The sequence below is a fragment of the Curtobacterium sp. MCBD17_035 genome (assembly GCF_003234815.2).
Lineage (GTDB): Bacteria > Actinomycetota > Actinomycetes > Actinomycetales > Microbacteriaceae > Curtobacterium.
Map to the genome: position 1 here is coordinate 40,039 of NZ_CP126279.1, position 20,402 is coordinate 60,440.

The 20,402-nt window shown below is 72.4% G+C and carries 18 protein-coding genes; 9 read left to right on the forward strand and 9 right to left on the reverse strand.

The features are described from left to right. The first annotated feature begins 11 nt into the window (after positions 1-11). Genes DEI93_RS00195 through DEI93_RS00215 form a run of 5 tightly spaced genes read left to right on the forward strand, consistent with a single transcriptional unit; the run spans position 12 to position 6,378 of the window. Positions 12-1,274: an ABC transporter substrate-binding protein gene (locus DEI93_RS00195; RefSeq protein WP_111119590.1), complete on the forward strand. Its 1,263-nt coding sequence runs from the start codon at positions 12-14 to the stop codon at positions 1,272-1,274. Next, positions 1,271-2,242 (forward strand): carbohydrate ABC transporter permease, encoded by a 972-nt coding sequence (locus DEI93_RS00200; RefSeq protein WP_220037869.1) that lies wholly within the window; start codon positions 1,271-1,273, stop codon positions 2,240-2,242. Before DEI93_RS00195 ends, DEI93_RS00200 begins: the two co-directional genes overlap by 4 nt. Then, positions 2,232-3,164, forward strand: coding sequence for a carbohydrate ABC transporter permease (locus DEI93_RS00205; RefSeq protein ID WP_111035740.1), 933 nt, complete (start codon positions 2,232-2,234; stop codon positions 3,162-3,164). Before DEI93_RS00200 ends, DEI93_RS00205 begins: the two co-directional genes overlap by 11 nt. After that, positions 3,164-4,480 carry a glycoside hydrolase family 1 protein gene (locus DEI93_RS00210; RefSeq protein WP_111119589.1) on the forward strand — a complete coding sequence of 439 codons (1,317 nt, stop codon included), beginning with the start codon at positions 3,164-3,166 and terminating at the stop codon, positions 4,478-4,480. The genes DEI93_RS00205 and DEI93_RS00210 overlap by 1 nt, the downstream gene beginning before the upstream one ends. Then, positions 4,477-6,378 (forward strand): glycoside hydrolase family 2 protein, encoded by a 1,902-nt coding sequence (locus tag DEI93_RS00215; RefSeq protein WP_111119588.1) that lies wholly within the window; start codon positions 4,477-4,479, stop codon positions 6,376-6,378. Before DEI93_RS00210 ends, DEI93_RS00215 begins: the two co-directional genes overlap by 4 nt. 46 nt (positions 6,379-6,424) lie before the next feature. Here the strand turns inward: DEI93_RS00215 and DEI93_RS00220 are convergent, their stop codons facing one another. The 3 genes from DEI93_RS00220 to DEI93_RS00230 all read right to left on the reverse strand — a co-directional run bounded on the left by DEI93_RS00220 (position 6,425) and on the right by DEI93_RS00230 (position 8,491). Continuing rightward, positions 6,425-7,420: a helix-turn-helix transcriptional regulator gene (locus tag DEI93_RS00220; protein ID WP_111049365.1), complete on the reverse strand. Its 996-nt coding sequence runs from the start codon at positions 7,418-7,420 to the stop codon at positions 6,425-6,427. 140 nt (positions 7,421-7,560) lie between these two features. Beyond that, positions 7,561-8,061, reverse strand: coding sequence for a MarR family winged helix-turn-helix transcriptional regulator (locus tag DEI93_RS00225; protein ID WP_181436019.1), 501 nt, complete (start codon positions 8,059-8,061; stop codon positions 7,561-7,563). Between the two features lie 58 nt (positions 8,062-8,119). Further along, a complete protein-coding gene (locus DEI93_RS00230) occupies positions 8,120-8,491 on the reverse strand; it encodes a VOC family protein (protein WP_111010363.1) in 372 nt (123 codons plus the stop codon). Between the two features lie 81 nt (positions 8,492-8,572). Between DEI93_RS00230 and DEI93_RS00235 the strand changes: the two genes are divergently transcribed. Further along, a complete protein-coding gene (locus DEI93_RS00235; protein WP_111119586.1) occupies positions 8,573-9,229 on the forward strand; it encodes a nucleoside/nucleotide kinase family protein in 657 nt (218 codons plus the stop codon). Between the two features lie 32 nt (positions 9,230-9,261). Further along, on the forward strand, positions 9,262-10,131 hold the full coding sequence (locus DEI93_RS00240) for an SDR family oxidoreductase (protein WP_111119585.1): 870 nt from the start codon (positions 9,262-9,264) through the stop codon (positions 10,129-10,131). Positions 10,132-10,154: 23 nt separating this feature from the next. Here the strand turns inward: DEI93_RS00240 and DEI93_RS00245 are convergent, their stop codons facing one another. The 4 genes from DEI93_RS00245 to DEI93_RS00260 form a co-directional block, all read right to left on the reverse strand. Further along, complete coding sequence (locus tag DEI93_RS00245) at positions 10,155-11,399, reverse strand: MFS transporter (protein WP_111035733.1); 1,245 nt, start codon at positions 11,397-11,399, stop codon at positions 10,155-10,157. Beyond that, positions 11,399-12,049: an HAD hydrolase-like protein gene (locus tag DEI93_RS00250; RefSeq protein ID WP_111011957.1), complete on the reverse strand. Its 651-nt coding sequence runs from the start codon at positions 12,047-12,049 to the stop codon at positions 11,399-11,401. The genes DEI93_RS00245 and DEI93_RS00250 overlap by 1 nt, the downstream gene beginning before the upstream one ends. A gap of 105 nt (positions 12,050-12,154) precedes the next feature. Further along, positions 12,155-12,850, reverse strand: a complete 696-nt coding sequence (nucS, locus tag DEI93_RS00255; protein WP_111119584.1) for an endonuclease NucS — start codon at positions 12,848-12,850, stop codon at positions 12,155-12,157. Positions 12,851-12,863: 13 nt separating this feature from the next. After that, a complete protein-coding gene (locus DEI93_RS00260; RefSeq protein WP_111119583.1) occupies positions 12,864-14,162 on the reverse strand; it encodes an MFS transporter in 1,299 nt (432 codons plus the stop codon). An 87-nt stretch (positions 14,163-14,249) separates the two neighbouring features. On the opposite strand from DEI93_RS00260, the gene DEI93_RS00265 reads away from it, so the two are divergent. Beyond that, positions 14,250-15,380, forward strand: coding sequence for a LacI family DNA-binding transcriptional regulator (locus DEI93_RS00265; RefSeq protein ID WP_111011960.1), 1,131 nt, complete (start codon positions 14,250-14,252; stop codon positions 15,378-15,380). Between the two features lie 88 nt (positions 15,381-15,468). Here the strand turns inward: DEI93_RS00265 and DEI93_RS00270 are convergent, their stop codons facing one another. Continuing rightward, positions 15,469-16,896 carry an MATE family efflux transporter gene (locus tag DEI93_RS00270; RefSeq protein WP_258372220.1) on the reverse strand — a complete coding sequence of 476 codons (1,428 nt, stop codon included), beginning with the start codon at positions 16,894-16,896 and terminating at the stop codon, positions 15,469-15,471. Continuing rightward, positions 16,893-18,320: a uracil-xanthine permease family protein gene (locus tag DEI93_RS00275; RefSeq protein ID WP_111119582.1), complete on the reverse strand. Its 1,428-nt coding sequence runs from the start codon at positions 18,318-18,320 to the stop codon at positions 16,893-16,895. The genes DEI93_RS00270 and DEI93_RS00275 overlap by 4 nt, the downstream gene beginning before the upstream one ends. 69 nt (positions 18,321-18,389) lie before the next feature. Here DEI93_RS00275 and DEI93_RS00280 point away from each other — a divergent pair, with 69 nt between their 5' ends. Then, positions 18,390-20,357 carry a M13 family metallopeptidase gene (locus tag DEI93_RS00280; RefSeq protein WP_111119647.1) on the forward strand — a complete coding sequence of 656 codons (1,968 nt, stop codon included), beginning with the start codon at positions 18,390-18,392 and terminating at the stop codon, positions 20,355-20,357. The last annotated feature ends 45 nt before the right edge of the window (positions 20,358-20,402 follow it).

A 20,402-nucleotide genomic window follows, 5' to 3' on the forward strand; every position in this document is an offset into this window, starting at 1 on the left:
AGGAGCGTTCCATGAAGAAGCGCAACACGGCCCTCGTCGTCGCCGCCGGAGCCGCCGCTGTGGCCCTGGCCCTGTCCGGCTGTTCGACGTCGTCATCGTCGTCGGCGAGCGGACCGGTCACCCTCAAGGTCTGGACCGGGTTCACCGGTGGAGACCGCCCCGGGTACGCGCAGATCGTCAAGGACTTCGAGGCGTCCCACCCGGACATCAAGGTCCAGATGACCGTGCAGCCCTGGGACACCATCCAGCAGAAGCTCCCGTCGGCATGGCTGACCGGGCAGGGTCCGGACATCGCCGCGGTGTCGAGCGACCCGAACGCGGTCGCGCAGTACGTCAAGACGAACTCGGTGCTCGCCCTGACGGACACCGGCAGTGGCAAGGACCAGATCAACACCTCGAAGCTCGCGCCCGGCACCGTCAAGGAGTTCACGTACAAGGGCAAGCTCTACGGGATCCCCGCGAACTTCGCGACGCTGAGCCTGTACTACAACAAGAAGCTGTTCCAGCAGGCCGGCATCACGAACCCGCCGAAGACCATCGACGAGCTCGCGCAGGACGCGAAGAAGCTGACGACCGATGGCCACTACGGCATCTCGCTCGCGGACAACCAGACGATCCAGATGTGGCCCGTCCTGCAGTGGCTCGAGGGCGGCGACATCGTCAACGGCAAGGGCTGCTCGGTGCTGCAGACGAGCGCCGGCCAGAAGAGCCTGTCCACGTGGGCCGACCTCGTGGCGAAGGACAAGGTGAGCCCGGTGGGGCAGACGGGTGCCGAGGCCGACTCCCTGTTCTCTGCGGGCAAGGCCGCCATGGAGATCAACGGGCCGTGGGCCGCGCCGGGTTACAAGAGCGCGGGCGTCGACCTCGGGATCGCGACCATCCCGACCGGGGTCGACGGCACGTCCGTCACGCTCGGGTCGACCGCGCCGCTGTCGGTGTCGGCCAAGACGAAGTACCCGAAGCAGGCGCAGGAGTTCCTCGCCTACTGGACGAGCAAGTCGACGCAGGAGAAGTTCTCGCTGAAGACCGGGTTCCCGCCGCTGCGCACCGACATGACCGACGACGCCAAGCTCACGGCCGACCCGACGGTGTCGGTGTTCGCGTCGCAGGTCGGCAACGCCCGCCTGTACCTGCCGCACGTGCCCCAGGCGACCAAGGTCGACTCGGACGGCTACGTGCCGCTCATCGGCAAGATCACGCGCGGGACCTCGGTCGCGAGCGCGACCAAGGACGCCGCGCAGACGATCGACGGCCTCACGGGCTGCTCGCAGTGACCAGCCACACCTCGGAGCGGGTCCCGTCGCGCAGCACGCGCGACGGGGCCGGCACCACCCCAGGGTCGCGCAGCGGTGGGGAGGGCCGGCGCGCGACCGCTCGTCGGTTCCGGTTCCAGCCGGCCTGGCTCTTCATGGCGCCGAGCCTGCTGATCCTGGGCGTGTTCGTGATCTTCCCCATCTTCCGGTCGCTGTACTACAGCTTCTTCGACTGGACCGTCGGGGCGAGCACGGAGCCGTTCGTCGGGTTCGGCAACTACGTCGAGCTGTTCCACGACCACCAGTTCTGGAACGCGCTCGGCGTGACGCTCGAGTTCACGATCGTGTCCGTGGTGCTCCTGCTCGTGTTCGGATTCCTGTCGGCCCTGGCGCTCCAGGGCGAGGGGATCGCGACGCGCATCGTCCGGTCGATCTTCTTCTTCCCGACGATCGTCTCGCTCGTCACGATCGGCCTGGTCTGGAAGTTCCTGCTCGACCCGGACATCGGGCTCGTCGGCGGCCTCACCGCGGCGCTCGGTCTGCCCTCGATCGGGTGGCTCCAGTCGACGACCCTCGCCCTGCCGACCGTGATCTTCGTGTCGGTCTGGAAGAGCGTCGGCTTCGCCATGATCCTGTTCGTCGCGGGCCTCAAGGGCGTTCCCGGCGAGCGGTACGAGGCGGCCCAGCTCGACGGCGCCGGCCGGTGGGCCACGGTGTGGTCGATCACGATCCCGAGCATCCGGCCCACGCTGCTGTTCACCTCGATGATCCTGACCATCCAGTCGTTCCAGGTCTTCGACCTCGTCTACGTCATGACCGGCGGCGGCCCGGTGTTCCACACCGACTCGCTGGTCAACCTGCTCTACCGCGACGGGTTCGTCGACTACCAGACCGGGTACGCGTCCGCGATCTCGTGGGTGCTGTTCGCGATCATCATGCTCATCTCGCTCGTCCAGCTCAGATTGTTCAGGTACAACGATGTCGACTGACACCTCCGTGGCGGACGTGCCCCGGACCTCCCGTTCGTCACGCGGCGGCGACGACCGCGGCGACCGGTCCACGCCCACGCAGCGCAGGCAGCACGGGCCGCGGCCCGCCGTGCGCACGGTGGACGTGCTCAAGTGGGTCTACCTCGGCGTCGGGGTCGTGTTCGCGCTCGTGCCATTCATCTGGATGGTCTCCGGGTCGTTCCGGAGCGAGAGCGACCTGTTCCACAACCCCGCGAGCCTGTTCCCGACGAGCATCACCATGCACGGGTACGTCGGCGTCTGGCAGCAGCTGTCGTTCGTCCGGCTGCTCGTCAACACGTTCGTGTTCGCGGGCGTGACGACGGCGCTGACCCTGCTGTTCGACTCGATGTGCGCCTACGCCCTGGCGCGGATGCGGTTCGTCGGTCGGAACGTCGCGTTCGTCATCGTCATCGCGACCCTCATGGTGCCGTTCCAGGTGACCCTGATCCCCGTGTTCGTCGAGCTGTTCCACTTCGGCTGGCTGAACACCTACCAGGGGCTCATCGTCCCGCGGGCGACGAGCGCGTTCGGCATCTTCCTGTTCCGGCAGTTCTTCGTCAGCATCCCGCCGGAGCTCGACGAGGCGGCGCGCATCGACGGCGCCGGGCACTGGCGGATCTACTGGCAGGTCGTGCTCCCGCTCGCCAAACCGGCGATCGCCACCGTCGCCGTGCTCAACGGCATGAACCTGTGGAACGACCTGCTCTGGCCGCTCGTCGTCACGACGTCGAACGACATGCTCACCCTGCCGGCCGGCCTGACGCTGTTCGGCGGCCAGCACGTGACCGACCACGCGATCCTGCTCGCCGGTGCGACCATCTCGCTGGTCCCGATCGCGATCGCGTTCTTCTTCGCACAGAAGTACTTCGTGGCCGGCGTCGCGACGAGTGGACTGAAGTGATGGGCGACTTCACCTGGGTCCTCGGGATCGAGGACACCTCGGTCCACCCGCCGGCGCACTTCGCGATGGCGCCGCTCGACGAGTACGACCTGACGGAGCACACCGAGCACTGGCGCGCGGACCTCACCGCCGCGCGCGACCTCGGCGCGGGGGCGGTCCGGTACGGCGTGAACTGGCCGCTCGTGCACACCGCGCCGGACACCTACGACTGGAGCACCCTCGACGAGCGGCTCCGGTTCGCGGTCGAGGAGCTCGGGCTGACGGTGATCGCCGATCTCGTGCACTACGGCACGCCGACCTGGCTCGACGGCTCGTTCGCCGACCCGCGCTACCCCGACGTCGTCGCGGCGTTCGCGGGTGCGTTCGCGGCGCGCTACCGCGGGTTGGTCGACCACGTCACACCCTTGAACGAACCCGTCACGACGGCGTCGTTCTGCGGCCTCCGCGGCGTGTGGCCGCCGGCGCTGACCGGCTGGGACGGCTGGGTGCGCGTGACGCTCGCGCTGGCCGAGGGGATCACCCGGTCCGTCGCGGCGATCCGGGCGGCCAACCCGGCCGCGGTCATCGTGCACGTCGAGGCGTCGTCCCTGTTCGCCACGGACGACCCCGCCCTCGCGGGCGAGGCTGAGCACCTGACCGCGATCGGCACCGTGCCGACGGATCTGGTGCTCGGGCTGGTCGGCGTGCAGCACCCCATGCACGGGTGGCTGCTCGAGCACGGCGCCGCACCCGAGCAGCTCGCGCGTCTCCGGGCCGACCCGGCACGCATCGACGTGCTCGGCGTCAACTACTACCCCGACCTGTCCCCGCGGACCCTCGTCGCCGACGGCACCGACGTGGTGCAGATCGCGACGGACCGCTGGACCGACGGGCTCGTGACGAGCCTGCGCGGGTTCGAGGCGCGCTACGGCCTGCCCATGATGGTCACGGAGACGAGCATCGAGGGCACGGACGAGGTCCGGACGGCCTGGGTGCGCGACTCGGTCCACGCGGTCCAGGAACTCGTGGCGGGCGGCATGGACCTGCGCGGGTACACCTGGTGGCCCCTGTTCGACTTCGTCGACTGGTCGTACGCGTCCGGCGGTCGGAACGTCGAGGAGTTCGCGGTGCCCGACGAGGTCGTGGCCGCCCGGGTCGTCGGCGGGCGCAAGACCCCGTCGCTGCGCCGCATGGGGCTGGTCCGGCTCGAGGAGCAGGCGGACGGCTCCCTGCAGCGCGTCCCGACCGGGGCGGCAGCGGCGTTCGGGACCGAGACCGGCGCGCCGGCCAACCGCCTGTACAACGTTGTAACGGCTGCGGCAGACTGGACGCCATGACGACGCTGCGCGGCGAGGAAGCCGCTCCCCGGACCCTGTCCGTCCCCGAACCGGCGAGCCGCCAGGACGGCACCCACCCCCGGCCGCAACTCGTCCGTCCGGCCTGGGCCGACCTCGACGGGCCGTGGTCGTTCCGCCACGACGACGGCGACGAGGGCCTGGGCGCGGGCTGGTCGGCGGGCTTCCGGCCCGAGCACGGGGCGACGGACCGCACGATCACGGTGCCGTTCCCGCCCGAGTCGGTCGCGTCGGGCATCGACGAGCCGGGATTCCACCCCGTGGTCTGGTACGCGCGCAGCATCTCGGCCGGGGACCTCGAGCGTGCCGGGCGCTCGGCCGACGCGTCCCGGGTGCTCCTGCACTTCGGTGCGGTCGACTACCGCGCGACGGTGTGGCTGGACGGGGTGCGCCTCGGCGAGCACGAGGGCGGGCACACGCCGTTCTCGTTCGACGTGACGCACGTGCTCGACGCGGGCACGGACGTCGACGCCGCCACCGACACCACGCACACCCTGGTCGTCCGCGCCGAGGACGACCCGCACGACGTCACGCAGCCCCGCGGCAAACAGGACTGGCACGAGCACCCGCACGTGATCTGGTACCGCCGCACCACGGGGATCTGGCAGACCGTGTGGCTCGAGGCGGTCCCCCCGGTGTCGGTCGCGGCGCTCCGGTGGGAGACCGAGTTCCCCGGCTCGGTGGTCCGGGGCACGGTCCGGATCGCCGGTCGGGTGACCGCGGGCACGACACTGTCGGTGTCGCTCCGCCACGAGGACGGTGACGAGGACCTCGGCAGCGCCTCCGTCGTCGTGCCGGCGGGCGCCACGACCGTGGACGTGGTCGTCCCCGTCGCGCGGCAGACGAACGGGCAGGCGTACGACGAGATCGTGTGGACGCCGGAGACCCCGCGGCTCATCGACGCCACCGTCGTGCTCGGGCACCCCGACGGGTCCGGGGACGTCGTCGCGTCGTACCTCGGGTTCCGGTCGGTCGCGGTCGACCGGGGGGCGTTCCTGCTCAACGACCGGCCCTACGACGTCCGGAGCGTGCTCAACCAGGGCTACTGGCCGGACTCGAACCTCACCGCGCCGAGCCCGGCCGCGTTCCGTCGTGAGGTCGAGCTCATCAAGGAGCTCGGGTTCACCGCGACCCGGATCCACCAGAAGATCGAGGACCCGCGGTTCCTGTTCTGGGCGGACCGCCTCGGCCTCCTCGTCTGGGGCGAGGCGCCGGGTGCCTACGCGTTCACCCCGACGGCGGTGCAGCGGCTCATGCGGGAGTGGATGGACGCCGTCGAGCGCGACGTGTCCCACCCGTGCATCGTGACCTGGGTGCCGGCGAACGAGAGCTGGGGCGTGCAGCACATCGCGCACGAACCGGCACAGCAGGCGTACGCCCGGGCGCTCGCCGACGTCACGCGGGCGCTCGACCCGTCACGGCCCGTGATCTCGAACGACGGCTGGGAGCACGCCGCGTCGGACATCCTCAGCGTGCACGACTACGAGGCCTCGGGCGAGGTCCTCGCCGCGACCTACGCCGAGGACGCCGCCCGCACCCGCTTGCTCGCCGGGATGGGCCCGGCCGGCCGGCGGATCCTGGTCGGCGACGCCGAGGACCAGGGCCAGCCCGTCATGCTCACCGAGTTCGGGGGCGTCCAGTACCAGCCGGGTGCCGACCGGGACGACGCCTGGGGGTACTCCGTCGCGGTGGACGGTGACGACTACGTCGACCGGATCACCGCGCTGTACGACGGCATCCGCGCCAGTTCGTTCCTCGCCGGGTCCTGCTACACGCAGTTCACGGACACGCTGCAGGAGACGAACGGGCTGCTCACCGCGGAGCGCGAGCCGAAGGTGCCGATCGAGCGGATCCGCCGCGCCGTCGCCGGACGCGACTGATCGCGGCCGGGAGGGACGTGGCGGGTCCCGCCCCGTCCCTCCCGGCTCAACCGCGCAGCGTGGCGCGGGGATGCTCCCCGAACCGCGCGCGGTACGCCCCCGCGAACCGTCCGAGGTGCGTGAAGCCCCACGCCTGCGCGACCCCGGCGACGGTCGTCCCCGGTACGCCCTGTTGCAACTCCGCGTGGACGCGGTCGAGGCGGGCCTGCCGTAGGTACCCGAGCGGTGTGGTGTCGAGTACGCGTCGGAAGCCCTCCTGCAACGCCCGCACGCTGAGGTGCGCCGCGGCCGCGATCTCGGTGGTGCCGATCGGCTCGTGCACATGGGCCTGCACGTACTCCACCGCGGCGCGGATCCGTGCGTTCCGCGGCAGGAGCACCGCGGACGGCAGGGCGTCGGCGAGGGGCGGGTAGAGCCCGAGGAACGCGATCGCCGTCATCCGCGTGAGTTCGTCCCACAGCAGGGGACTGACCGGGCCGGAGCGCATGGTGTTCGACACGAGTCCCACGGTGCCCTGCCAGCTGCGGACCGCGGCGTCGGTGGGGGCGGCCGTGTGGTCGAACCGCAGGTCCTCGCCGGCGAGGCCTTGCTCGCGGGCGATGCGGTCGACGTGGTCACGCCCCAGGTGCACGAGCTTCTGGTCGTAGTCCGTGAACCGGAACACGAAGGACCGATGCGCCGGGAACAGCAGCGGCCGCCCGGGGACCATGCGCAGGTCGTCGTGGCCGAGGTCGACCGTCGACCGCCCTGCCGTCAGCCACTGCACGACGTAGTCGCCGCCCGGCGGGATGTCGCCCTGGATCTCGCCGTGCATGCGCGAGGTCCGGAGTGTCAGGTCCGTGTCGCCCATCGCGGCGTAGCGGTAGCGGTAGGGCGTCGCCCGCGTCGGTGCCGAGGACCAGGCCGCGCCGGCGTAGAGCCGGGGCAGGTCGTCCATGGCCTGGTCGGCGTCGAGGCCGTGGGCCTCGATTCGGATGGGAGTGGCCGCCGCACCGGTCGTGGTGTCCATCGCTCCCGTGGTGTCCTCGCCGCTCGCGGGCATCCGTCGGTCCTCGACGCAGGGCGACGAGTCGGGGAGACCGCGCAGTGACGAGGATAGGCGGAAGGAGGAGGAAAAGCAAAGAATATTGGACAATCCGACCGGGGTACCCCGGTCGTTCAGCGGTGGCCCGTGCCCCCGGATCAGCCTTGGGGCACGCCGAGTTCCAGCGCCCGCACGACCCGGTCGAGCAGGCCCACCAAGCGCTTGCGGTCCCGCGGGCCCAGCTCGTCGAGCACCACGCGCAACGCGTCCTGCGTCTCCCCGACCGCCTCCCGCATCGCGGTCTTCGTCGTGTCGGACAGGCAGATCAACTTGCTGCGGCGGTCCGTCGGATCGACGTCACGGAGCACGTGGCCGCGAGCCTCCAGGCGCTCGAGGATGACGCTCGTCGCGGCGCTCGTCATGCCGACGTGCTGCGTGAGGTCCTTGACGCGGACGGCACGACCGACCGCCTCGGCCCGCGCGACGAACTGGAGGACGACGAGGTCCGTGCCCCCGACACCGAGCCGCGCGCGGAGCCGTGAGCGGAGCGCCGCATCCGCCGCCTCCACGCGGGTCAACGCCGCCACGACGTCGATCGCCTCGTCGATGCGTTCGTCCTCCCGACGCGTGCGGTCGTCGTCGGCGGTCGGCTCGGACACGATGCTCCCCGGGGTCGTTCGATCTTCGAACAGTTTGCCACCGCGACCGTCGATGCGCTCAGCTGTCCTCCACCACGCTCATGACGTTGCCCGACGGGTCCGTGAACCAGGCGATCAGCGGCCCGCCGTGGCGGTTCACCCCCGAATCGTCCGTCAGCCCCTCGTACTGCTCGAACACCACGCCCCGCTCCGTCAGGTCCGCGACCGTCGCGGGGACGTCCGGCACCGGGAAGTTGAGGACCGTGAACGACGCCGGCTCGTGCGCGTCGCCCTTCGGGTACACGAGCACGGGCGTCCCGCCGCCGACCTCGAGCATGAGCATGCCGTTCGCCTCGTGCACCGACAGTCCGAGCACGTCCTCGTAGAACGCCCGCGCCTCGGCGGTGTCCCGCACCGAGAACCCGCTGAACGCCCTCGTCGCATCGATCATGGCCGACAGTGTCCCTCCGACCGTGCCGGAGCACCAGACCCGCGCCCTGGCATCCGGACCGTCGGGTGGGAGACTTGCGACATGCCGCCCACCCCCGCCGCCCTCGACGTCGCGGCCGCGGTGGAGCGGGCCCTCGCGCTCGTCGCCGACCCTCCGCCCGCCGGGAGGGCCGTGCTCGGCATCGCGGGCAGCCCCGGCTCCGGCAAGTCCACCCTCGCGCGCCGTGTGGTCGCCGCCGTCACCGCGGCGCACGGGCCGGGCGTCGCCGTCCAGGTGCCCATGGACGGGTTCCACCTGGCGAACACCGCGCTCGCCGCCCTCGGTCGGTCCGACCGGAAGGGCGCGATCGACACCTTCGACGCCGCCGGGTACGTCGCGCTCGTGCGCCGGCTCGTCGCCGCCGACGAGGACGTCACGTGGGCGCCCGACTTCGACCGGCGGGTCGACGAGCCCGTGGCGGGCAGCATCGCCGTGCCACGCGCCGTGCGACTCGTGGTCACCGAGGGCAACTACCTGCTCGACCGGGACGAGCCGTGGGCACTGCTGCCGGGCCTCCTGACCGAGACCTGGTTCTGCCGGACCGACGACGCCGTCCGGATCGACCGGCTCGTCGGACGCCACATGCGGCACGGCCGCGACCACGCGGCGGCCCGGGCCTGGGCGACCGAGGTCGACGGCGCGAACGCCCGGCGCATCGAACCGACGGCCGACCGCGCCGACCTCGTCGTCACCACCTGACCCCCACCGCACCCGACCGGGAGGACCGGCACATGTCCGACACGACGCCCAGCACGGCGGATCCCCAGCCCGTCATCGCCGTCACCGGTGCCACCGGGCACGTCGGCGGTGCCGTCGCGCGGGCGCTCGCCGCTGGCGGTCGACCGTTCCGCGCGGTCGTCCGCGACCCAGCCCGGGCACCCCGGCTCGCCGGAGCCGAGGTCGCCGTGGCCGCCTTCGCCGACGCGGACGCCGCTCGTGCCGCGCTCGCCGGTGTCGACGTCCTGCTCATGGTCTCGGCGGCCGAGGCGGAGGACCGCCTCGAGCAGCACCGCGCCTTCGTCCGCGCCGCTGCCGGGGCCGGGGTCCGCCACGTCGTGTACACGTCGTTCGTCGGCGCGGCGCCCGACGCCACCTTCACGCTCGGGCGCGACCACCACGCCACCGAGGAGGCGATCCGCGCGTCAGGCATGACGTGGACGTTCCTCCGCGACTCGTTCTACCTCGACTTCGTGGAGGAGCTCGTCGGCGAGGACGGCGTCATCCGCGGTCCGGCCGGGGACGGTGCGATGGCGGCGGTCGCTCGCGCGGACGTCGCGCGGGTCGCGACCACGGTCCTCCTGGACCCGGACCAGCACGCTGGAGCGACCTACGCGCTCACCGGGCCCGAGGCCGTCACCCTGGCCGAGGCAGCGGCGATCGTGTCGGACGTCCGCGGCCGCACGGTGACCTACCACCCCGAGACGCTCGACGAGGCGTACGCGTCACGGGCGCGCTGGGACCCCGCTCCGTGGCAGGCGGACGCCTGGGTGAGCACGTACACCGCGATCGCCGAGGGTGCGCTCGCGGCCGTCAGCGGTGACGTCGAGCGGGTGACCGGGCGGCGCCCGATGTCCCTGCGCGAGGTGCTCGCGGCGGGCTGAGGACGGTCCTCGACACGACGCCGCTAGTCGACGTTCCGGGCCGCGATGGTCCCCGACACCCCGAGCACGAGCACCGCACCGACGACGACGAGCAGGGGCACGGTCCAGCCGCCCGAGACCTCGTGCAGCGTCCCGGCGACGAGCGGACCCGCACTGCCGAGCAGGTACCCGCCGCCCTGCACCAGCGCGGACATGCGGCGCGCGTCGGCGTCGGTCGTCACGAGCCGCACGACGATGATGAACACGACCGTGATGCCACCGCCCTGGGCGGCACCGCCGCAGATCGACCAGAGGAGCCAGAGCTGCGGTGCGAGGAGCAGCCCGAGCGGCATCGCGAGCCAGAACAGACTGACGAGCACGATGATCGAGCGGGGCCGCCAGCGGGACGCGAGCACGGGGACGCCGAGGGCCCCGACGACCGCGAGGATCTGGAAGACCGAGGAGCTCGCGCCCGCCGAGGCCGTGTCGAACCCGATCTCGTCGTGCAGGAGCGTCGGGATCCACGCGGTCAGGGCGTAGTACGAGAACGCCTGACCCGCGAACGCCAGGACGAGGCCCCACGTGACGAGCCGCCGCGCCGGGGCTGGTGCGGTGGCGTGCCGCTGGGTCTCCGGGACGAGGACCTGGTCGATCGGGCCGGTGACCGGGAGCGGCTCGGCGCTCGCGGTGATCGGACCTCGGAGTGCGGCGCGGACGCCGACCGCGCGCGACCACGCGGCAGCCGCGATGAGCACGAACACGCCCCAGATCGCGATCGCGACGGGCCAGCCGACGACCGCGGCGAGGGGGGCCGTGCCGAGCGAGGTGATCATCGACCCGACGTTGAGCGCCGACGTGTAGACGCCGGTCACGATGCCGACGCGCTCGGGTGAGGAGTCGCGGCGGATGACGACGGGCACGACGACGTTCCCGATCGTGATCGCGATGCCGATGAGCGCCGTCCCGGCGACGAGGGCCCACGACGTGCCGGCGGAACGGAGGAGCGTGCCGGCGAGCACCCCGACGAGCGACGCCGTCACGGCACGCTCCGGGTCGAGGCGGGCGATCACCCACGACGCCAGCGGGGTCGCGAGCGCGAAGCACAGCACCGGGATCGTCGTGAGGAGCCCGGCGACCGTCGGGGTCAGGCCGAGGTCGTGCCGGACGTCGCCGATGACCGGGGCGACCGCCACGACGGGACCGCGCAGGTTGAGCGCGATGAGCACGATCGCCGCGGGCAGGAGCCACGCGGCCCGCTCGCGGACCCGGGCGCCGGTGCGGTCGGACATCACAGCAGGATGGGGAGCAGGTCGAGCGGCTCGGCGGCCCGGGCGATCGTGCCGGCGGCCTCGGCGGGGGAGCCGTACCCCCACTCGGCGAACACGACCGGGACGCCGTGGGCGGCGGCGCCCTCGACGTCGTGGTGTCGGTCGCCGACGAGGACCGGCCGCGACACGTCGACCCCGCGCGCGGCGAGCCGGCGCAGTGCCTCGGCGACGACGTCGGCCTTGGCGCTGCGGACCTCGTCGTCACTCGCGCCCGTCACGACGTCGAGGTACGGCAGGAGCCCGAAGTGCTCGAGGATGTAGGTCGCCGGGGTCTCGGGCTTGCTCGTCGCGGTCGAGGTCGGCACGCCGGCCTCGTGCACGCGCCGCAGGACCTCGGGCATCCCCGGGTACACCCGCGCGTCGAGGGTGCCGTGGGCGAGGTAGTGCTCCCGGTAGACCTGCAGCGTGTGCTGGACCTGGTCCTCGTCCATCCCCATGCTGCGGAACGAGTCGAGGATCGGCGGCCCCACGAAGCTGAGGAGCGTGGCGGGCGACGGCACCGGCACCCCGATGCGTTCGAACGTGTACGTGAGGCTCGACGTGATCCCGGGCGCCGAGTCGCAGATCGTGCCGTCGAGGTCGAACAGGATCGCGGAGAACGGGCTGGACATCGGTTCCAGCCTATGGGACGGGCGCTGCGTGGCCGTGGTGGGTGGGGCCTCCCGGCCGGGAGGCACGTCCCCACCCCGTCGCGTCGCTCGCGGAGCGCGCGTGGTTCAGAACAGGCGTGTGTGCCCGCCCTCGATGCCGCGCATGGCGTCGTAGTCGAGGACGAGGCAGCGGATCCCGCGGTCCTCGGCGAGGGTGCGGGCCTGCGGCGCGAACGTCTGCGCCGCCAGGACGCCCTGGACCGGGCGGAGGTGCGGGTCGCGGTTCATGAGCTCGAGGTACCGCGTGAGCTGCTCGACCGCGTCGATCGTGGCGTTGCGCTTCATCTCGACCGCGACGGCGGCACCGGCGGCGTCGCGGGCCAGGATGTCGACGGGGCCGATGGCGGTCATGTACTCGCGACGGACGAGCGTGTGGCCGTCGCCGAGGAGCTCGATCTGCTCGGCGAGGAGCTGCTGCAGGTGAGCCTCGACGCCGTCCTTGACGAGCCCCGGGTCGACGCCCATGTCGTGGGACTCGTCCGAGACGACCTCGTGGATGCTGACGATGAGGCGGTCCTGCGTCTTCTTCTGCGTGACCGTCCAGACCTCGGTGATGCCCGCGGCCGCCTGGTCCTCGTCGGGCTCGGCCGTGCTGATCGTGCAGGGCGGGCTCATCCAGTTGAGCGGCTTGTAGCTGCCGCCGTCGGAGTGGACGAGGAGCGAGCCGTCCGACTTGAGCATGAGGAGCCGGGTGGCCAGGGGGAGGTGGGCCGAGAGTCGTCCGGCGTAGTCGACGGAGCAGCGGGCGATGACGAGACGCACCCGACGAGCCTAGTCAGCGCCGGCCGACGTGTTCGTCCGTGTCGAACCGGTTCGTTCCGGTCGAACCGCCGGATGTGGGTGTTCCACCGGAAGGGCGCGGTTCGACCTGGGGGCGGGTGCGCTCGCGGGCGGCACCCGACGCGAGCCCTGCGAGGACGATGAACACGACCACGACGAGCAGGGCGTGCAGGAGCCCGAACTGCTTGCCGAGGAACCCGATCACGGGCGGGCCGGCCAGGAACGCGACGTAGCCGATCGTGGCGACGGCGCTCACGCGGATGGCCGCGTTCCGGGGGTCGTCGGCGGCGGCGGACATCCCCATCGGGAACCCGAGCGATGCCCCGATGCCCCAGAGCACCACGCCGACGATCGCCAGAGGCACCGACGGCACGAGGATGAGCACGAGCAGGCCGACGAGGGCGAGCGCCGCACTGCCGCGGAGCACCGGCACCCGGCCGAACCGGTCGATCACGAACACACCACCCGCGCGACCCACCGTCATCGCCGCGACGAACACCGACAGCACGGCACTGCCCTCCGCGTTGGTCAACCCGTGGCCGTCCACCATCGCGAGGGGCAGCCAGTCGTTCGCGGCGCCCTCGGCCAGGGCCATCCCGAGCACGATGAGCCCGATGAGGATCGTGGCCGGTGACGCCCACACCTGCCAGCGGTTGAGGACGGCGACGGGCGAGGTGTCCGTCGACTCGGGGTGGGGCTCGGCACGCTCGTCGCGGAGTCGAGTGACGGCGACGACCATGCCGATGCTCGCGAGGACGCCGATGCTGCCGATGTGGATCCACACGGGGACGTCCGCGGCCTCGGCGGCGGCGCCGAGTGTCGCCCCGAGGAGGGTCCCGACGCTGAACGCGGCGTGGAACAACGGCATGACGCTCCGCCCGCCGGCACGTTCGGCGCTGGCCCCGGAGACGTTCATCGACACGTCGCACAGACCGTTGCCGAACCCGAACGCAGTGAGGCAGCCCCAGATCGCCCAGAACCCCCAGCCGGCCGAGACGGCGATCGACGCGCTCACCATGCCGACGACGAGCAGGACCGCGGCGACCTGGATCCCGCGTCGTGCCCCGAGCCGGGCGACGATGTGGCTCGCCGCGGACAGCCCCACGATGGAGCCGACCGACATGCCGAGCACGAGCAGCCCCATCTCGGACGTCGAGGCGTGCAGCGAGTCGCGGACGCTCGGGACCCGTCCGAGCCAGGTGGCCATGTCGAGGCCGGAGAGGGTGAACACGACGAACACGGCGTTGCGCCAGGTCCGCGTGCCCGGGGTCCGGGTGCTCGTCGGCGTGGTCACGCGGCCTCCTCGTCGTCGATCCGGCGCGGGCGGTCATTCGTCGCTCGAATCGATTCGACCCAGGATCGGTCGTTACGCTACCGAGCCATGGACAACGCGGCAAGGGAGACCGGCGCGTCGGACGTGGGCACCGCCTCCAGGCCGCGTGGTGACGCCCGACGGCCGACGCTCGCCGCCGTCGCGCGCGCGGCGGGGGTGGCACCGTCGACCGCCTCGCTCGCGTTCAGCGGTGCCGGTCCGGTCGCCGCGGAGACGAAGGAGCGCGTGCTCGCCGTCGCGGCCGAGCTCGGGTACGACGGCCCGGACCCTCGCGCACGATCGCTCCGCCGCGGCCGGTCCGGGGTGGTCGGCGTCGTGCTCGACGACCGCCTCAGCGACGCCTTCCGCGACCCGGTGAACGTACAGACCCTCGACGGGATCGCCGAGGTCGCCGGTGCCGCGGGCGCCTCGTTGCTGCTCGTGCGGAGCCCGCTCGACGGCGCGGAGGGGTTCGGGCCGCTCGTCGACGCCCCCATGGACGCGGTCGTGCTCATCGGCTGCAACGTCCGGATCGACGCCGCGGTCGCGGTCCTCCGGCGGCGCGAGATCCCCGTCGTCGCGGTCGAGGCCGAGCACATCGCCGGTGCCGTGCCGATCATGCTCGACAACCGGGACGCGTCACGGCGGGGTGCGGAGTACCTCCGCGACCTCGGCCACACGGACGTCGCCGTCGTCGCGCTGCCGATCGACCCGGACCGCACCCGCGGGCCGCTCACGCCCGAGCTCGCCGGCCGGGCGACGTCGTTCATCGCCCTCGAGCGCCTCCGCGGCGTGCACGAGGTGTTCCCCGACGCCGCCGCCGTCGTCGCGGGCGGCAGCGCGGTCGAGGAGGGCCGCCTCGCCGGGGCGACCCTGTTCGCGGGACCGTCCCGGCCGACCGCCGTCGTCGCACAGAGCGACCTGCTCGCCGTCGGGGTCATCGTCGCGGCGCTCGACGCGGGGCTCCGCGTGCCGCAGGACGTCAGCGTGGTCGGGTTCGACGGCATCCGGATCGACGACAGCCTGCTGCACCGCTCGCCCGTCCAGACCCTGACGACACTCGTGCAGCCCGCCGTGCAGAAGGGTCAGGCCGCCGCGCGGGCCGCGCTGGCGATGCTCGAGGGCGAGGAGCCCGAGCCCGCGGCCTTCCGGAGCGAGCTGCGCGTCGGGGACACCGTCGGGCCGCCGCCGGTGCACTGAGCCGGGACACGGTCGGGCCGCCGCCGCTGCGCTGAGCCGCGCCGCTGCGTGAGCCCCGCCGCGAGGCCGTGCCGGGCCGCTCCCGCGGTCAGGACGCCATCGCGCGCCGGATCCACCCCGGCCGATGCGCCCGCACGCCGAGCGTGATCGCCCGGATGCCGATGTACCCGAACGAGAACGCCGCCCAGAGCGGCACGGGACCGGCGTGGATGCCGCCGGGAGGCGCCGCGTCGGCCCCGTGGGACCCGGCCCCCTGCGACACCACCCACAGCAGCGGCAGGTACACGACCAGGTTCACGAGCCCCGCCAGCGCCAGGTACCGCGCGTCGCCGGCACCGATGAGCACGCCGTCGAGCACGAACACGTACCCCGCCACCGGCAGCCCGATCGCGGTCACCACGAGCAGCGCGGGCAGCAGGGACCGGACGGTCGCCGCGTCCGAGAACACCGGCCCGAGCACCCCGCTCAGCGCGGCCGTGAGCAGCCCGAGCAGCACCCCGCCCGCGACGCCGAGCACCACGAGGCGGGTCGTCACGAGCCGGACCCGATCGGCTTGCCGCGCTCCGAGCGCGTGCCCGACCAGGGCCTGGCCGGCGATCGCCAGGGCGTCGAGCGCGAACGCCAGGGTCGAGAACACCGTGAGGGCCACCTGCGTCGTCGCGAGTCCGGTGACCCCGAGCCCGGCGGCGACCGACACCGTCGCGAGCATCGCCACCCGGAGCGACGCCGTCCGGAGGAACAGCCACGCGCCGGAGCGGAGCGCCCGCACCACGCCGGAGACCCCGGGGCGCAGCGACGCGCCGGTGGAACGGGCCCCCCGGACCGCGATCACGACGTACACGGCCGCCATCGCCCATTGGACGACCACGGTCCCGAGCGCGGAGCCGGTCACCCCCATCCCCGCCCCGTAGATGAGCACCGCGTTCAGCCCGCCGTTCACGACGAACCCCACCGTGGCCACGACCAACGGCGTGCGCGTGTCCTGGAGGCCCCGCAGCAGTCCGGTGGACGCCGTCACCACGAGGATCCCCGGGAGGCCGACGAGCGACACGAGCAGGTAGGTCGTCGCGGTGTCCGAGACGCTGGCCTGCGCGCCGAACAGCCCCACGAGCGGGCGGGCGAGCGGCCACCCGACGAGCGCCAGGACGACCCCGAGTCCGAGCGCGAGCCACATGCCGTCGAGGCCGGCGTGCACGGCGCCCCGGCGGTCGCCGGCTCCGAGCGCCCGGGCGACCGCCGGCGTCGTCGAGTACGCCAGGAACACGAGCAGCCCGGTGGCCGTCTGCAGCACGCTCGACGCCAGTCCGACCGCCGCCAGGGGTGTCGCGCCGAGGTGCCCGACGAGCGCCGTGTCGGTCATGAGGAACAGCGGCTCGACGACGAGCGCGCCGAGGGCCGGCAGTGCCAGCCGGACGATGTCGCGGTCCACACGGGAGGCGCGGCCCCGCCCGCCCCGTGGCGGACGTCCCGGGGTGGCCGAGCGGGCGGTGTCCTCGGGGCCGGGGTCTGGCGTCACCGCCGGTCGGTCGGCGTGTTCCGCGCGGTCGGCGCGGTCGCGGGTCCGCTCTCGGTGCCGGTGCCGGTGCCGGTGCCGGTGCCGGTGGGGGCATCGAGTCCGTCCCGCGGACCGGTGTCGGGCCTCCCGATCGTGTCGGCGACGTCGGCGGCGCCCACCGCGTCCGTCCCGCGTGCCCGACCGATCAGGTCCATGAGGTGGTAGACGACGATCGCGGCGACGGTGCCGATGACGATGCCGCCGAAGGTCGCGCCGCCCACTCCGAACGTGAAGTCCGCGATGCCCATGACGAGCGCGATGCCCGCCGTGAGCTGGTTCTTCGGCCGGGCGAAGTCGACGCGGTTCTCGACCCAGATGCGGATGCCGATGATGCCGATCAAGCCGTAGAGCGCGGTCGTCGCGCCACCGAGCACCCCGGTCGGGACGGTCGCGATGACGGCGCCGATCTTCGGCGACAGCCCGAGCAGGACCGCCACGATCCCCGCGACCCAGTACGCCGCCGTCGAGAACACGCGCGTCGCGGCCATGACGCCGATGTTCTCGCCGTACGTGGTCGTGGCCGAGCCGCCGCCGAGCCCCGCGATGACGGTCGCGACGCCGTCGGCGAGGAGCGCACGCCCCGTCAGCGGGGTGAGGTCCCGTTCGGTGAGCTGCCCCACGCCCTTGACGTGCCCCACGTTCTCGGCGATCAGGGCGAGCACGACCGGGAGGAACCCGAGGTACACGGCGAGGTGCCCGCCGTCGAAGCGCGGCGCGGTGAACGTCGGGAGGCCCACCCACGCGGCCCGCGCGACCGCCGAGTAGTCGATCTGGCCCGCCAGGACCGCGGCGACGTACCCGACGACCACCCCGACGACGATCGAGAGCCGGCCGATCATGCCCCGGAACAGGACCGTGCACAGCACGATCGCCGCCAGGGTGACGAGCCCGATGACGGGGGACTTCGTGAAGTCCGCCTTCGCCGTCGGGGCGAGGTTGAACCCGATGAGCGCCACGATCGCCCCGCTGACGACGGGTGGCATGAGGACGTCGATCCACCGCGAGCCCGCGAGGTGCACCACGACCCCGACCACGGCGAGCAGCGCACCGACGAGCACGATGCCGGACAGGGCCACCGGGATGCCCCCGACCTTGGTCGCCGCGGCGATCGGGGCGAGGAACGCGAAGGAGGACCCGAGGTAGCTCGGCAGCCGGTTGCGCGTCACCACGAGGAACAGCAGCGTGCCGATGCCGCTGAACAGCAGGGTGGTCGACGGCGGGAACCCGGTGATGAGCGGGACGAGGAACGTCGCACCGAACATCGCCACGACGTGCTGGACGCCGAGGCCGACCGTCCGACCCCAGCTGAGGCGTTCCTCGGGGGCGACGATGGTGGTGGCGGAGACCGTCCGGCCGTCCCCGTGGAGCGTCCAGGGAAGGGGCATGGCCGAACCCTACCGGGGCCGGGCCGCAGCCCGGGGGAACGCCATGGGATCGTGGCTATGGTGGTCGGCATGACTGCCGAGCGCGAGCGCCCCTCCGGGATCCAGACCGACGACATCGACGCGACGGTCCGGCCGCAGGACGACCTCTACCGGTACGTCAACGGGCGGTGGATCGCCGACACCCCGATCCCGGACGACAAGGCGCGGTACGGCTCGTTCACCGTGCTCGCCGAGGCGGCGGAGGAAGCCGTCCGCTCCATCATCGAGCGGTCGCAGCAGGCCCTTCCGGGGACCGAGGCCCGCAAGGTCGGCGACCTCTACACGAGCTTCATGGACGAGCAGGCGCTCGAGGTCCTCGGCAGCGGCCCCATCGACCCCCTGCTCGGCGAGATCGACCTCGTGCAGGACGTCTCGGACGTGCTGCGACTCGTCGGCCGGTTCGAGCGCCTCGGGGTCTCGAGCTTCGTGCAGCTGTTCGTCGACAACGACCCGGGTGACCCCGAGGCCTACGTCGTGTTCCTGGAGCAGGGCGGGCTCGGGCTGCCGGACGAGTCCTACTACCGCGAGGACCGGTTCGAGGACATCCGCGGTCGCTACCGCGAGTTCGTCGGGGCCATGTTCCCGCTCGCCGGTTTCGACGAGGGCGCGATCCGCACCCAGAACGTCATCGACCTCGAGACCGCGCTCGCTGCGTCCCACTGGGACAACGTGACCACGCGGGACAGCCAGAAGACCTACAACCGCATGACCTGGGCCGAGGCCGAGGCGCTCGCCGAGGGTGTCCGGCTGTCCGAGTGGGCCGAGGCCGTCGGCGCGCCGGTCGGCGTGTTCGACACGGTGGTCGTCCGCGAGCCGCGCTTCCTGACCGGGCTGGCGCACGAGCTCCGCACGCGGCCCATCGGCGCGTGGAAGGACTGGCTGCGCTGGCAGGTCATCCGGTCCTCGGCGCCCTACCTGACCACGGCGTTCTCGGCCACGAGCTTCTCGTTCTACGGCACCGCACTCACCGGCGCGCCGAAGCAGCGCGACCGCTGGAAGCGCGGTGTCTCGCTCGTCGAGGGCGCGATGGGTGAGGCCGTCGGCAAGATCTACGTGCAGGAGCACTTCGACGAGACCGCGAAGGCCGCCATGGACGCCCTCGTCGCGAACCTCGTCGAGGCGTACCGGCAGAGCATCACGGGCCTCGACTGGATGACCGACGAGACCCGGCAGCGTGCGCTCGACAAGCTCGCCAAGTTCACGCCGAAGATCGGCTACCCCGTCCGGTGGCGCGACTACTCGGCGCTCCAGGTGACGCCGGACGACCTGCTCGGGAACGTCCGCGCCGTCGCGTCGTTCAACGTCGACCGCGAGCTCGGCAAGATCGGCAGGCCGATCGACCGCGACGAGTGGTTCATGACGCCGCAGACGATCAACGCCTACTACAACCCCGGGTTCAACGAGATCGTGTTCCCCGCGGCGATCCTGCAGTTCCCGTTCTTCGACCAGCAGCGCGACGCCGCGGCGAACTACGGGGCCATCGGCGCCGTCATCGGACACGAGATCGGACACGGGTTCGACGACCAGGGCTCGCAGTACGACGGCGACGGACGCCTCCGCAACTGGTGGACGGAGGCCGACCGCGCCGCGTTCGAGGAGCGCACGAAGGCCCTCATCGCGCAGTACGACGCGCTCGTGCCGACAGAGGTCCCGGACGGCCACGTCAACGGTGCGCTGACGATCGGCGAGAACATCGGTGACCTCGGCGGACTCGCGATCGCGTGGAAGGCCTACCTCATCTCGCTCGACGGCCAGGAGCCCCCGGTGATCGACGGCATGGCGGGTGCCCAGCGGTTCTTCCTCAGCTGGGCCCAGTCGTGGCGGATGGCGATCCGCCCGGAAGAGGCCGCGCGCCTGCTCAGCATCGACCCGCACTCCCCGAACGAGTTCCGCTGCAACCAGATCGTGCGCAACATCGACGAGTTCGCGGCGGCCTTCGGGGTCACCGAGGGCGACGCCCTGTACCTCGCTCCGGAGCAGCGCGTCGCCATCTGGTGACGAGCCGCGACCGGTCAACCCCGTCTCGAGGAGCGTGTGGGCCCA